13 protein-coding genes and 1 riboswitch are annotated in these 12,615 nt (G+C 67.1%); of the genes, 3 read left to right on the plus strand and 10 right to left on the minus strand.

Annotation, left to right across the window (positions count from 1 at the left end; genetic code table 11):
• Positions 1–231 precede the first annotated feature (231 nt).
• The 9 genes from cbiB to ACSFA3_RS03465 are packed head-to-tail and all read right to left on the minus strand — an operon-like array spanning position 232 to position 9,075.
• Positions 232–1,176 carry an adenosylcobinamide-phosphate synthase CbiB gene (cbiB, locus tag ACSFA3_RS03425; protein ID WP_435503986.1) on the minus strand — a complete coding sequence of 315 codons (945 nt, stop codon included), beginning with the start codon at positions 1,174–1,176 and terminating at the stop codon, positions 232–234.
• On the minus strand, positions 1,173–1,859 hold the full coding sequence (gene bluB, locus ACSFA3_RS03430) for a 5,6-dimethylbenzimidazole synthase (protein WP_435503987.1): 687 nt from the start codon (positions 1,857–1,859) through the stop codon (positions 1,173–1,175). The genes cbiB and bluB overlap by 4 nt, the downstream gene beginning before the upstream one ends.
• A gap of 7 nt (positions 1,860–1,866) precedes the next feature.
• Positions 1,867–2,448: a cob(I)yrinic acid a,c-diamide adenosyltransferase gene (gene cobO, locus ACSFA3_RS03435; RefSeq protein WP_435503988.1), complete on the minus strand. Its 582-nt coding sequence runs from the start codon at positions 2,446–2,448 to the stop codon at positions 1,867–1,869.
• A gap of 27 nt (positions 2,449–2,475) precedes the next feature.
• The gene (locus ACSFA3_RS03440; protein ID WP_435504950.1) at positions 2,476–3,273 is read right to left on the minus strand and encodes an ABC transporter ATP-binding protein; all 798 of its coding nucleotides are present in this window, start codon (positions 3,271–3,273) and stop codon (positions 2,476–2,478) included.
• An 11-nt stretch (positions 3,274–3,284) separates the two neighbouring features.
• Complete coding sequence (locus ACSFA3_RS03445; RefSeq protein WP_435503989.1) at positions 3,285–4,301, minus strand: FecCD family ABC transporter permease; 1,017 nt, start codon at positions 4,299–4,301, stop codon at positions 3,285–3,287.
• Positions 4,298–5,170 (minus strand): ABC transporter substrate-binding protein, encoded by an 873-nt coding sequence (locus ACSFA3_RS03450; protein WP_435503990.1) that lies wholly within the window; start codon positions 5,168–5,170, stop codon positions 4,298–4,300. Before ACSFA3_RS03450 ends, ACSFA3_RS03445 begins: the two co-directional genes overlap by 4 nt.
• On the minus strand, positions 5,167–5,730 hold the full coding sequence (gene cobU, locus ACSFA3_RS03455; protein WP_435503991.1) for a bifunctional adenosylcobinamide kinase/adenosylcobinamide-phosphate guanylyltransferase: 564 nt from the start codon (positions 5,728–5,730) through the stop codon (positions 5,167–5,169). Before cobU ends, ACSFA3_RS03450 begins: the two co-directional genes overlap by 4 nt.
• Positions 5,717–7,135: a cobyrinic acid a,c-diamide synthase CobB gene (locus tag ACSFA3_RS03460; RefSeq protein ID WP_435503992.1), complete on the minus strand. Its 1,419-nt coding sequence runs from the start codon at positions 7,133–7,135 to the stop codon at positions 5,717–5,719. The genes cobU and ACSFA3_RS03460 overlap by 14 nt, the downstream gene beginning before the upstream one ends.
• Entirely contained in the window at positions 7,120–9,075 is a 1,956-nt protein-coding gene (locus ACSFA3_RS03465; protein ID WP_435503993.1) for a TonB-dependent receptor domain-containing protein, read from the minus strand. The genes ACSFA3_RS03460 and ACSFA3_RS03465 overlap by 16 nt, the downstream gene beginning before the upstream one ends.
• 76 nt (positions 9,076–9,151) lie before the next feature.
• Positions 9,152–9,402, minus strand: a riboswitch (cobalamin riboswitch).
• Between the two features lie 38 nt (positions 9,403–9,440).
• Here ACSFA3_RS03465 and ACSFA3_RS03470 point away from each other — a divergent pair.
• The 3 genes from ACSFA3_RS03470 (at position 9,441) to ACSFA3_RS03480 (ending at position 11,092) form a co-directional block, all read left to right on the plus strand.
• Positions 9,441–9,686: a DUF904 domain-containing protein gene (locus tag ACSFA3_RS03470; protein ID WP_435503994.1), complete on the plus strand. Its 246-nt coding sequence runs from the start codon at positions 9,441–9,443 to the stop codon at positions 9,684–9,686.
• Positions 9,683–10,057: a cell division protein ZapA gene (locus ACSFA3_RS03475; RefSeq protein WP_435503995.1), complete on the plus strand. Its 375-nt coding sequence runs from the start codon at positions 9,683–9,685 to the stop codon at positions 10,055–10,057. The genes ACSFA3_RS03470 and ACSFA3_RS03475 overlap by 4 nt, the downstream gene beginning before the upstream one ends.
• A 219-nt stretch (positions 10,058–10,276) precedes the next feature.
• Positions 10,277–11,092 (plus strand): sulfite exporter TauE/SafE family protein, encoded by an 816-nt coding sequence (locus tag ACSFA3_RS03480; protein WP_435503996.1) that lies wholly within the window; start codon positions 10,277–10,279, stop codon positions 11,090–11,092.
• Between the two features lie 3 nt (positions 11,093–11,095).
• Here ACSFA3_RS03480 and hemN read toward each other — a convergent pair whose 3' ends face one another.
• Positions 11,096–12,466 (minus strand): oxygen-independent coproporphyrinogen III oxidase, encoded by a 1,371-nt coding sequence (gene hemN, locus ACSFA3_RS03485; protein ID WP_435503997.1) that lies wholly within the window; start codon positions 12,464–12,466, stop codon positions 11,096–11,098.
• Positions 12,467–12,615: the final 149 nt, after the last annotated feature.

Raw genomic sequence — 12,615 nt, forward strand, 5'->3', positions numbered from 1 at the left:
AGCGCTTGGGACGACCCCACTGCGCCGGCCCTTCGGGCTTCCTTGCGGTGCTCGCCTTTCGCGGGGTCCAAAGAACTCGCTGCGCTCAGACAGCTTTGGCCCTGATCCGCGAAAGGCTGCGCTCCTCAGCGGCGCAGAAGGGTCGCCCCAAGCGCTTCACCTACCGAGCTATGGGGTGGCGCGACTGTTGTGCGCGCTTTTGAGAGATGCACAACGACCGTGCCCACCCCCTCAACCAGCAAAAGCCCGAACCACCTCAAACCCAACCGCCACACAACCCAGCAGCAAAACAGCAATCTCCCCCAACCGAGCCGCACGCAAAACATCCGCCTTCATCGGATCCCGACCCGCCGCGTTGAGCACATAAACGCCCGGCTTGCCCAGCTTCACCCCCAACCGCAGCGCCATCGCAGCCATCGGCCAGCCGCTGTTCGGTGACGGCGTCCGCCGGGCTTCGGCGACCAGGAGACGCAACGGAACCGGGCAAAGCAGCAATGCAGTCAGACGCGCCGGGATCCACGACAGCACATCGTCGGCACGCGCAGCCCATTTACCCGCCCAGGTCCAGTCCCGGTCGTTTCGCTCGCCGAGGTAGCCCCACATCGCATCCGCCGTATTCGCGAAACGGTAGACCGCTGCGCCCGGCAGGCCAAACAGCACGAACCAGAAGACCGGCGCGACCACCGAGTCGTTCAGGTTTTCGGCGAGCGATTCGATCGCGCTCTCTCGGACCTCCGCCCGGCTCAGCTGGTTCACGTCGCGGCTGACAAGGCGGGCGAGTTGCGTGCGACCGGCATCCAGCGACACGGCAAGCGCTGCCTCGACGGCCAGCACTTCGTCGCGCAACATGCGCCAGGCGAGCAACGGCTTGAGCAGCGCACCCAGCAACAGCGCGCCGGCCCACCAGGGCAAAGCGAGCGCGAGCCGTTGCAATCCCCAGGCCGCTGCTCCGACAACGACCGCGCCCGCGCACCACGCCAACGCGCCTGCGACGAACGGCCATGCGCGGCGCGGCGTTGCTGCGGCAAGCGGCGCAATGCGCTTTCCGATCGCGCCGAGGTAGTTGCCGATCCACACCACAGGATGCCAACGCACGGGCGGCTCGCCGAGCCAGCGGTCGACGGCGAGCGCGATCCACACTGGGCCGGCGATCAGGGCGATATCGATTGGCGTCAAGTGCTGTCCCGTGATGCAGCGGATTCGAACAGCGCCGACGCCTGCCCCCAGCGATCGTCGAAAACGACCGATGAAAGTTCCGCCCGCCTCGCCCAGCGTTCGCGCTGCAGCATCGGCTCCTCGTAGAAATCGTGCACCGGCCCCAGGCACAGCAGCGCGATGGGTTCCGCGCCTTGCGGCAGCGCGAGCATCGATGCCACTTCAGCCGGATCGAAAAGCGACACCCAACCCATGCCGAGCCCTTCGGCGCGCGCGGCGAGCCACAGGTTCTGGATCGCGCAGGCTGCGGACGCCAGGTCCATGTGCGGCATGGTGCGGCGACCGAACACATGACGCTCGCGTCCGTCGGCCAGCGTCACGGCCAGCACTTCTGCAGCGTCGCGCACGCCTTCCACCTTCAGCCGCATGAACTCGTCTTCCCGTTCGCCGAGCGCCTGCGCCGTCAGCACACGCTCCCGTTCGACGGCACCGTGCAGGCGTTCGCGCAGGGCGACGTCGCGGATGCGGATGAAGCGCCACGGCTGCATGAAGCCGACGCTCGGCGCATGGTGCGCGGCGTCGAGCAGCCGGCGCAGCACATCCGGCGCGACCTCGCCGCCGGCGAAGTGGCGCATGTCACGGCGCTCGCGGATGGCGCGGTGGACGGCCTGCGCCTCTGATTCGGTGAAGGCGTGATCGGGCATCGTCAGGTCAGTCTTCGATGCCGCGCTGCGCCGGAATGCCGGCCTTGAAAGCGTGCTTGACCAGCGTCATCTCGGTCACGGTGTCGGCGATTTCGATCAGTTCCGGCGGGCAGCGGCGGCCGGTCAGCACCACATGCACATCCTTCGGCCGGGACTTCAGCGTGTCGAGCACGTCGTCCAGCGGAAGCCAACCGTAGATCAGCGGGTAGGTGATCTCGTCGAGCACCACCATGAAATGCTCGCCGGACAGGATCGATTCCTTCGCGCGCTCCCAGCCCTCGCGCGCGATCTGGCCCGAACGCTCCAGGTCCTGGCTCTTCCAGCTGAAACCGTCGCCCAGCCCTTCGATCGGGATGCCGATCTGCTCGAACATGCGGTGTTCGCCGAAGCGCGCCGTCGGCACCTTCATGAACTGCCAGATCTTCACCTTGCGTCCGTGCACGTGATGGCGTCCGTGGGCGCGCAGCGCAAGCCCGAAAGCAGCCGTGCTCTTGCCCTTGCCGTCGCCGGTGTTGACGATGAGCAATCCGCGCCGCTCGCCCTCCGGCTTGTCGTAGGGCTTGGCGCTGGGAGGGGTTTCGATTTCCATGATGTCTGCTTTCGTTGTTCGGTTCATTCAGCGCGGCAGCGCGATCCATTGGCCGGCAGCACCCGATGCGGGCGTGCTTTCGATGCGGCGAACGTGCACGCGATGGTCGAACACCGCTTCGAGCGCCGCGTGCGTCGCCGGATCGGCACAGGCGCCGTGATGCAGCAGCCGCCCCTGCGCCATCACCACCATCTCGTCGGCAGCCAGCGCCACCGACAGCTCGTGCAGCACGCTGACCACCGTGCGACCTTCGGAAACCAGCGCGCGCACGGTGCGAATCCAGTCGGCCTGGTGCGGCGGATCGAGATTGGCCAGGGGCTCGTCCATCAGCAGCACGTCGGCCTCGACCGCCAGCGCACGCGCCAGCAACACCCGCTGCCGCTCGCCGCCGGAGAGCTGGCCGAGCGGGCGGTCACGCCAGTCCCAGGCCTGCGTGGTGCGCAGCGCGCGTTCGACGGCTGCGTGGTCGGCATCGCCTGGCGGAGCGAGCCAGCGCTGGTGCGGCAGGCGGCCGAGCATCGCGACGTCTTGCACGATCAGGTCGTCGGCGCTGCTGTCGCCGGCACCGTTCTGGCCCAGCCACGAGAGGCGCCTCGCGCGCGCGCGTCCCGTCATTCCGGCGAGCGGTTCGTCGAATAGCTTTACTTCGCCGCGATGCTTCAACAGTCCGGCCAGCACACGCAGCAACGTCGATTTGCCGGCGCCGTTCGGGCCGACGATGCTGGTCCAGCGTGCGGTCGAAAGCCGCAGCGAAATATCGTGCAGAACAGGTGCCTGCCCCAGCGACGCACCGACGCCTCGTGCTTCGAGCGCGCATGTCTGCAGGTCGTCCACTGTCACGACACACCCCGCGCATTGCGTCGATGCATCAGCCACAGCAGATAGCTGCCGCCCAGCACCGCCGTCAGGATGCCGACCGGCAGTTCCTGTGGCGCGATCAGCCAGCGCGCCAGCAGGTCCGCAGCCATCAGCAGCAGCCCTCCCATCGCCGCCGACAGCACGATCAGTCCCGCGTGAGTGGTCTTGACTACCGAGCGCACGAGGTGCGGCGCGGCCAGCCCAACGAAGGCGATCAGTCCGGTCTGTGCAACGGCGGCGCCGGTCGCCAGTGCGAGCACGGCGACCAGCGCGACGCGCATCGCGCCGAGCGGCAGGCCAAGGCTGGCAGCGGTCGATTCGCCGAGCGCCAACCCGTCGAGCACCGGCGCCAGCGCCCAGGCGCAGATCAGGCACAACGCGCCCGTCGCCGCCATCACCGCGCAGGCACTCCAGCCGACCAGTCCGGTGCTTCCGAGCATGAAGCCGGTGATCGCCTGCAGCAGATCGGCCGAGCCGAGCACGACCAGGTCCTTGATGGCGCCGAGCACCACGCCGACGATCACTCCCGCCAGCAGCAGCCGCAACGACTGCTGCACGCCGTTCGCCAGCGTCAGCGTGATCAGCACCGCGAGCACGGCGCCGGCAAACGCTGCGCCGGTAAGCCCGAGCCGCATCAGCCACTGCATGCCGGCGATGCTGCCCGGCGCGACATGGCCGAAGGCCAGCAGCGCCAGCGCGACGCCGAGCGACGCACCCGACGCGCTGCCGAGCAGATACGGGTCGGCCAGCGGATTGCGAAACAGCCCCTGCGCCACCGCGCCGGCGAGCCCCAGCAGCATGCCGGCCAGCCAGGCGCCCAGCGTGCGCGGCAGGCGGATGTCCCAGACGATCTGCAGCGCGACAGGGTCGTGCCGCATCGCCAGCACGCTCTCGACGCCGGTGCTGCCGATGCCGAGCCCGAACAGCAGCACGACCACGCTCGCACAAGCCAGAACGGCGCCCAGCAGCATTGCGCGCCGCCGCTGTATGTTCATCTGGCGGCGCCCTGCCCTGTCAGGCAACTCGCCATCAGGCGCGCGGCCTCGCCCATTCGCGGTCCCGGCCGCACCAGGATGTCGGCGGCGTCGGCATCGAAACGGCAGACGCGCCCTTCGCGCACCGCACGGATGCCGCTCCAGCCGGGCCGCTGCTCCATGCCGACGCCGCTGCGCACACCGACCATGATCACGTCCGGATTCGCGCGCACGACGAACTCGGGATTGAGTTTGGGGAACGGGCCGAGCGTCGCCGGCACGATGTTCCGCACGCCGAGCCGCTGCAGCGTTTCGCCGATGAAGGAGCTTTCGCCGGCCGCGTACGGCCCGTTGTTGACCTCGAAATAGACGCGCACGTTGCGCGCCGATGCGGGCACCGATTGCGCAGCCGCGGACACGCTGGCGTCGATGATCCGCCAGACCCGCTGCGCATCGTCGACGCCGAGGATCGTGCCCAGCGCGTCGAGCACGCGCTTGACATCCGCATGATTCTTCGGCTCGAGCACGACCACCTTGATGCCGAGAGCCTCGAGCCGCTGCGTCACGCGCGAGGCCCTGGCCAGCAGCACCACGTCGGGACGCAGCGCGACGATAGCCTCGACGTTCGGGTCGAGCCCGCCGCCGACCTGCGGCAGCGCCCGCACCGATGCCGGCGAATTCGAATAGCGGTCGATGCCGACCAGCCGATCGCAGGCGCCGAGAGCGCAGACCGATTCGGTAAGCGACGGCAGCAAGGACACGATGCGCTGTGGCGATTTCGGCAAGGAAACGGTAATGCCGCGTTCGTCGCGCACGTCGATCTCTGCCTGCGCAATCAGCGCATGAAACGCCAGCGCCGCAAAGAGCAAAACGGACTTCAGCGATGTCATGCAGCTTCCTTCAACGTGAGCGGCAAGCCGGCGACCATCAGCGTGACACGGTCGCAGGCTGCGGCGACCGACTGGTTCAAGCGGCCCAGCGCATCGACGAAAGCCCGCACTTCGCGGCCCATCGGAATCACGCCGAGACCGATCTCGTTGCCGACCAGAACCACCGGGCCGCGCGCATTAGCAAGGGCGCTAATCATCGCCTCGACGGCTTGCGTCGGCGGCTCGGCCGGCGCTTCGACGTCCGGCATCGGCATCAGCCGGTTTGTCAGCCAGAGCGTCAGACAGTCGACCAGCACCAGCGTCTGCGGCGCGCTGTGCGCGGCAATCGCTTCGGCGAGCGCCAGCGGCTCCTCGACCGTGCGCAAGCCGGGCACCCGCTGCGCCCGGTCTTCCTGGTGACACGCGATGCGTTCGCGCATCTCGTCGTCCCACGGTTGCGCGGTCGCGATCAGGACGGCGCAGTGAGACGGAGAAGCCGCCAGCCACGCGGCGGCAGTCAGTTCGGCACGGCGCGACTTGCCGCTTTTCTGCCCACCGAGGATCAGTTCACGCTCGGACATCAGCGTCCTCATGTACGAATTCGATCGATCGGGCCTGGAACAGCTCAGCGGTCGCTTCGGGGTTCGAGGCAAACCATGCGTGGAAGTAACTGGCGCGCACGCTGCCGTGCACGTAGACCGCTTCGCCAGACGGGCGCCCAGCGCTTTTGCTCGGCGCGCTTTCAGGTCGCGAGGTGCGTGCAGCCACCGGATGCACCGTCTCGCAGGTCGAATAGTGGAAAGTGTGGCCGCGCAGTTCGCCTGCGCCGGTCTTCAGCCGCTGCGGCCCGAGTCCGGCCAGCCGCTTCTGCATCGTCACGCCGCCGGGGAGCAAACCCCACATGCGATGCACCTGGCCGTCGGCCGTCGTCAGCGTGTCGAACAAGGACATCATCCCGCCGCACTCGGCCCAGATCGGTTTGCCGCCCACTGCATGCGCCACAAGCGCGTCGCGCAACTTCATGCAGCCAGCGAGCTTTTCCGCATGAAGTTCAGGATAGCCACCAGGCAACCACACGGCATCGCACGCCGGCAGCGCATCGCCTGCCAACGGCGAGAAGAATTCGAGGCGCGCACCGAGCGCGGCGAGCACGTCGAGGTTTGCAGGGTAGATGAAGGCGAAAGCCGCATCGCGCGCGACGGCGACGGTGCGGCCGGCCAACAGCGCCGAGCCTGACCTGGCCGGCTCATCGGCAACCGGCGCGGCAAAACAGACCTGCGGCAGCTCGCCGATCAGCCGCTGCCCGAGCGGCGTTTTCGCCAGCGCATCCGCGACGGCATCCAGCCGCGCCATGGGATCGTCGGTCTCCTGCGCCATCACGAGGCCGAGGTGGCGTTCGGGCAGCGCGAAACCCGCATCTTTCGGCAGACCACCGAGCCATTGCGACGGCTCGCGCAACGCGTCGCGCAGCATGCCCGCATGACGCTCGCTGGCCACACGATTCGCCAGCACGCCGGTCCACGGCAGTCCGGGGCGGAAGTTCTGCAGCCCGAACGCCAGCGCTCCGAAGGTGCCCGCCATCGCGCCGGCATCGATCACGGCCAGCACCGGCAGTCCGAAGCGTTCCGCCAGATCGGCAGCGCTCGGCGCGCCATCGAACAGACCCATCACGCCTTCGACGATGACCAGGTCCGACGACGCGGCGGCCTCGTGCAGGCGCGCGCGGCAATCGTCCTCGCCGTTCATCCAGAGATCGAGCGAATGCACCGGCGCCCCGGTAGCGAGCGCCAGCCATTGCGGATCGAGAAAATCCGGACCGCACTTGAAAGCCCGCACGCGACGTCCGGCACGTGCATGCAACCGTGCGAGCGCCGCCGCGACCGTGGTCTTGCCTTGCCCGGAGGCCGGCGCGGCCACGAGCACGGCGGCGCAGACCGCGGTCGATCCGCCCTGCTGCGCCGCGGAAAGACTTACTGCGGCGCCCACTTCAGGCCGATGTAGCCGGCGCGTCCGCTGGTCGCGTAGGTGCGGGCCAGCACGTAGTCCTTGTCGCCGACGTTGTCGATGCGCGCGATCAGGCTCAGTTCGCGCGTGAGCTGCGTGCTCGCCACCAAGTTGAATACCGTGTAGCCGCCGAGCTTGCGAAGGTTCGCCGCATCGTCGTAGCGCATGCCCGAGGTCTGCATTTCAGCGCCGAGGCGCCATCCGGCGACATCCCAGTCGGCGCCGACCGTGCCGTGCTTGCGCGCGCGGCGGGCCAGCTGGTTGCCGGTCGAAAGATCGCGCGGGTCCTGGAAGTCGGCCGATGCGCGCAGCGTGACGGCGCCGATGCGATGGCCGGCGGAGAGCGTCACGCCTTCGTACTCGGCGCGCGCGGTGTTGCCGTAGCAGCCGCCGAATCCCGAGACGACCGCGTCGGTGCAGGCGAACGAGCTGGTGTCGAAGGTGATCAGGTTGGTCACGCGGTTGCGGTAGGCGACGATGCCCGCGTTGGTCGCACCTTCTGCATAGCGCAGACCGACTTCGATGTTCCGGCCCTGCTCGGGCTGCAGGCCGGCGACGCCGTATTCGCTGAAGCGCTGGTAGAGCGTCGGCGCGCGGAACGAAGTGCCGGCAGATGCGGTGATACGCCATTGCGGCGTGATCGCAAATCCGTAGCCGGCGCTGCCGGTGGTCTTGCCGCCGAATTCGCTGTCGTCGTCGTGGCGCACATGCAACTGGACCGAGTGCGGGCCCTGCACGAAACCGTAGCCCAGCGCGAGCGCGTTCTGCGAGCGCTTGCCCGTCAGACGATCACCGAACGCAGTAGCTGCGTTGTCGAGCTGGTCTTCGCGCCGTTCCAGCGCAACGGTCGCCGAATGCGGGCCGAAGCGGAATTCGTTCTGTAACAGGTAGTTGCGCAGCTGCGTCTCGGTCCGATAGAACGACGGGTTGGTCTCGTAGGTGCTCTTGCTGTCGGTGACCTGCAGACGCGTGCTGTAGATGTCGTTCCATTTGGCGATCCAGGCCGCGCCGACGGTGCGCAGCGTGTTGGCATTGGTGTCGTCGGGATATCTTGCGAGGCGGACGGGAGAACGCGTGTCGTAGCGCGAATCGGTGTCGCTGCGCAACATCGTGAGTTCGACTCGCTGCGATGGATTGATCCTGAAGCCGAGCCGCGCGTTGGCCGAGGTGATGTCGTAGCCATCGCGGTCGGGGCTGTAGAAGCCGTCCGCAGCGAAGGTTCCCGTGCGCACCAGATTGCGCAGGCGCTCCGGCCGCACATCGAAGCCGTCGCTGATTTCTCGCGAGACCCCTAGCGAATAGTCGAAGGCGTTGTCCGGCCCGGCCGAGCCGCTGACACCGGCTTCGCCCCGGCGCAGCTTGTAGCTGCCGATACCGACGCCGACATAAGGCATCGGCTTGCCGTCGCCGCGCTTCGTGAAGAGCTGGATCACGCCGCCGATGGCGTCCGAACCGTAGACCGCCGCAGCCGGGCCGCGCAGTACTTCGATACGGTCGATCTGCGACAGCGGAATGGCTTCCCAGGACACGCCACCGGTCGTCTGCGAATCGATCCGGACGCCGTCGATGTAGACAGCTGTGAAGCGCTGCTCCGCGCCCCGAATGAATACGCTTGTGGTGTTGCCGATGCCGCCGTTGCGCACCATCTCGATGCCGGGCAATCGCGCCAGGATGTCGGCGACACCGGTCGCGCCGCTGCGCTCGATGGTCGCTCGGTCGACGATGGAGACGTCGCTCACCAGGTCGGACAGCGGCTGCGCCACGCGTGCCGCGGTGACGACCGTTTCGCCGAGCGAGGGCGCGGCGGCCATGGACTGCGCGACCACCGGAAATGCGGTAGCGACGGCCAGAGGCAGTGCGGCCAGCCGAAGGCAGGCGCGCGCGGACAGGCGACCGCCTGAAGAAGAAACTTTGTGTGTCATGGAACCGATCTCGAGAACAGGACCCTGTCCGGCTTCCCCGCCGGACATCTGGGTGTCACGACGGCAAGCGCGAGCGCACGCCGTCACCTCGTTGGCCGGTATCCGGGCTGGCAGACCAACCTTCGCCGCCTTCCCAGGCACCTGTTTCAGGGCGCCCAGTGGCTGATTGACGAAAGCGGCGCCGTTCGATGTCTCGACGGCGCCGTCTGCTTGACCGTTGCGGGGGCAGCGCAGGTTGACCGCTGCCCGATGGGCTCTGGCTTCCTGCTTCCCGTTGAACTGCGCCGCCTGAACAGCGGCACGAGCACCAACGCGGCGGATTCTAAAGCTGCCGACATATAAAGGCACCCATACAATCTCCGACCATGCCCGTCACGAGTCCCATCGACCAGATCGCCGAGCGCGTCGAACGTCTGCTCGTTCGCCACGAAGAGCTGCAGCGCACCAACGCGTTGCTCCAGCATGAGGTCGAGTCGCTGACGCGCGAGCGCGACGCGCTCCACGCGCGACTCGTTGCGGCAAGAACCCGTGTCGATGCACTCCTTCAGCGACTTCCGGCCGATGCGCCGCACGCGTCTCCCACTCCTCCGCAGGATTCCACCGCCTCATGAAACAGATCGAAGTCCAGATCATGGACCAGAACTATCTGCTCGGCTGCCCCGAGGGCGGCGAAGCCGAACTGCGCGAGGCGGTCGAGCGGGTAGACACCGCCATGTGCAAGATCCGCGATGCCGGCAAGGTGCGCGCGCGAGACCGCATCGCCGTGCTCGCATCGCTCAACCTGGCCTACGACCTGGGCCAGCAGGTGGCTGCGACGTCTGCTGCGCTGATCACCATGGCGGTGGCCGCAGCGGAGAAGTCGGAGAGCGCGGATGACTCGGCGAACGGCGACGCTTCGCACCCCGATACCGACGAAGCACGTGCAGCCCAATTGGTCCAGCGGCTGGACCAAGCCCTTGCCGGCGACAGTCATTTGCTCTGAATGAATACGCACGCCGCCGTATCGGCGCCTAGAATCCGAAGTGTCTGCGGTGTGTGTCGGGCTTAATATTTCCTTGTTCCAATGCTCTCCGGAGCCGGGCTTGGTACATCGCTCGATGGGCGTGATCATCTCGCGTCAGATGAACCCGAAGTCTTGCTGCCCTCGCCCACCTGAACCCTGGTTCAGGATGCGGGTCCGGTGCACATCCGCAGACACCTTATGTTGCTAGAACCTTCGCTGATCGCCGAACTCGCCGCACTCGGGCTCGTCAGCGGATTTCTGGCCGGATTGCTAGGCATCGGCGGCGGCATGCTGATGGTGCCGTTCATCACCTACATCATCGGCCAGCGCGGCGTTCCGGCCGATCTCGCCGTCAAGATGGCCATCGCCACATCGATGGCGACCATCGTCTTCACCTCCATATCCAGCGTGCGCGCACACCACAGGCGCGGCGCAGTGCGATGGGACATCGTCCGCCGGCTGGCGCCGGGCATCGTCATCGGCAGCCTGGCGGGCAGCCTCGGCGTTTTCGCGCTGCTCAAGGGCTCCGTGCTGGCCATCGTCTTCTCTCTTTTCGTCGGCTTCTCGGCGACGCAGATGTTTCTCGACCGCAAGCCCAAGCCGGCGCGCCAGATGCCCGGAACCGCCGGTCAGCTCACGGTGGGCGGCGTCATCGGGTTCGTGTCCGGACTGGTCGGCGCGGGTGGCGGCTTCATCAGCGTGCCGTTCATGGCCTGGTGCAACGTCTCGATCCACGCCGCAGTCGCGACAAGCGCGGCGCTCGGCTTTCCGATCGCAGTCGCGAACGTGGCCGGTTACGTCATCAGCGGCCAGTCGGTGCAAGGGCTGCCGCAAGGCGCTTTCGGCTACATATGGCTGCCGGCGCTGGGCGTGATCGCTGCCTGTAGCGTGCTGACGGCGCCGCTCGGCGCGCGGGCCGCTCACAGCCTGCCGGTCGGCAAGCTCAAGCGCGTGTTCGCCAGCCTGCTCTATCTGCTGGCCGCGTACATGCTCTGGAAAGGGCTGACCGGCTGAACTTCAGATGATCCGCGAGTAGCGTGCGCGGTCGCGGTCGACCTGCAGGTAACGATCGAAAATCATCGCCACCGCCCGCACGAAGAACCAGCCGGTCGGCGTCACTTCGATGTCGTGCGGTCCGACGGTGACGAAACCTTGCGCGACCAGCGGCTTCAGCGCCTCGATTTCCTTCGCGAAGTAACTCTTGAAGTCGATCAGGTGACCGAGCGCGATCGACTCGAAGCTGACCTGCCCCTGGCACATCAGAGCCATGATTACCGCGCGTCGCAGCACGTCGTCGCGAGATAACGCCAACCCGCGCACTACCGGCAGTCGGCGCTGTTCGACCAGGTCGTAGTATTCCTCCAGCGTCTTTGCGTTCTGGCTGTAGGTCGCGCCGATGCGGCCGATCGCCGACACGCCCAGCGCCAGCAGATCGCCGTCGGGCTGCGTGCTGTAGCCCTGGAAGTTGCGGTGCAGCCTGCCCTGTCGCTTGGCGACGGCGAGCGCGTCGCCCGGCAGCGCGAAATGGTCCATGCCGATATAGACGTAGCCTTCGGCCTTGAGCGTCGCGATCGAACGCGACAGCATGCGGATCTTCGCCGTCGATTCCGGCAGTTCGTTCGCATCGATGCGACGCTGCGCCCTGAAACGCTCGGGCATGTGCGCGTAGGCGTAGAGCGCGATGCGGTCAGGGCGCAGCGTGCAGATCTGCGCCAGTGTCCGGTCGAACGAATCGGCCGTCTGCAGCGGCAGGCCGTGGATGAGATCGACGTTGATCGAAGCGAAGCCGATGCTTCGCGCCTCGGCGACCAGATCGAAGACCTGCTCCGCCGGCTGGATGCGGTGCACCGCCCGCTGAACGGCCGGATCGAAATCCTGGACGCCGAAGCTCAGCCGGTTGAAGCCCAGTGCCTTGATGTGCGCGAGACGGCCCGCATCAATGGTGCGCGGATCGATCTCAATCGCGTATTCGCCGTCGGGTGCGAGCGTGAAGTTGTCCCGCAGCATCGCCATCAGCCGCCCGAGCGCCGCGTCGTCGAGGAAGGTCGGCGTGCCGCCGCCGAGGTGAAGCTGGCTCACCGTCGCGCCCCGGCCGAGTTGCGCGACCTGCAGTTCGATTTCCCGTGCCAGATAGCCGAGGTATTCGTCTGCCCGCTCCGGATGACGCGTCACGATCTTGTTGCAGGCGCAGAAGTAGCAGAGCGATGAGCAGAACGGCAGATGGACGTAGAGCGACAGCGGCAACACCCGCGCACTGTGTTTTCGCTGCTGCAGCGCCTGCATGTAGTCGTCGCTGCCGAACGCTTCGACGAAGCGATCGGCTGTCGGATAGGACGTGTAGCGCGGACCGGGAACGTCGGCGGATGCGGGGTTGTGGAGGGTCGGCATGCGGGGCTTCGGAGATGGCTTCTGAAGTAGCTTTGGAGGTGTGCCGTCCACTTTGCGCCGAAGCGCGCGCACTTTGCTTGATCTGAATCAAGGCATTGCGTTTAACAGTTGGAACACAATCCGGTGGGGCCTTGACGTTGCAGCAGATC

The organism is Variovorax glucosi (assembly GCF_051216695.1).
Classification (GTDB): domain Bacteria; phylum Pseudomonadota; class Gammaproteobacteria; order Burkholderiales; family Burkholderiaceae_C; genus Variovorax.

Excerpts from the sequence above, each read along its gene's own strand:
- bluB (WP_435503987.1), bottom strand. The coding sequence starts at position 1,859 with ATGCCCGATCACGCCTTCACCGAATCAGAGGCGCAGGCCGTCCACCGC.
- cobO (WP_435503988.1), bottom strand. The coding sequence starts at position 2,448 with ATGGAAATCGAAACCCCTCCCAGCGCCAAGCCCTACGACAAGCCGGAG.
- ACSFA3_RS03445 (WP_435503989.1), bottom strand. The coding sequence starts at position 4,301 with ATGAACATACAGCGGCGGCGCGCAATGCTGCTGGGCGCCGTTCTGGCT.
- ACSFA3_RS03450 (WP_435503990.1), bottom strand. The coding sequence starts at position 5,170 with ATGACATCGCTGAAGTCCGTTTTGCTCTTTGCGGCGCTGGCGTTTCAT.
- cobU (WP_435503991.1), bottom strand. The coding sequence starts at position 5,730 with ATGTCCGAGCGTGAACTGATCCTCGGTGGGCAGAAAAGCGGCAAGTCG.
- ACSFA3_RS03465 (WP_435503993.1), bottom strand. The coding sequence starts at position 9,075 with ATGACACACAAAGTTTCTTCTTCAGGCGGTCGCCTGTCCGCGCGCGCC.
- ACSFA3_RS03470 (WP_435503994.1), top strand. The coding sequence starts at position 9,441 with ATGCCCGTCACGAGTCCCATCGACCAGATCGCCGAGCGCGTCGAACGT.
- ACSFA3_RS03475 (WP_435503995.1), top strand. The coding sequence starts at position 9,683 with ATGAAACAGATCGAAGTCCAGATCATGGACCAGAACTATCTGCTCGGC.
- ACSFA3_RS03480 (WP_435503996.1), top strand. The coding sequence starts at position 10,277 with ATGTTGCTAGAACCTTCGCTGATCGCCGAACTCGCCGCACTCGGGCTC.
- hemN (WP_435503997.1), bottom strand. The coding sequence starts at position 12,466 with ATGCCGACCCTCCACAACCCCGCATCCGCCGACGTTCCCGGTCCGCGC.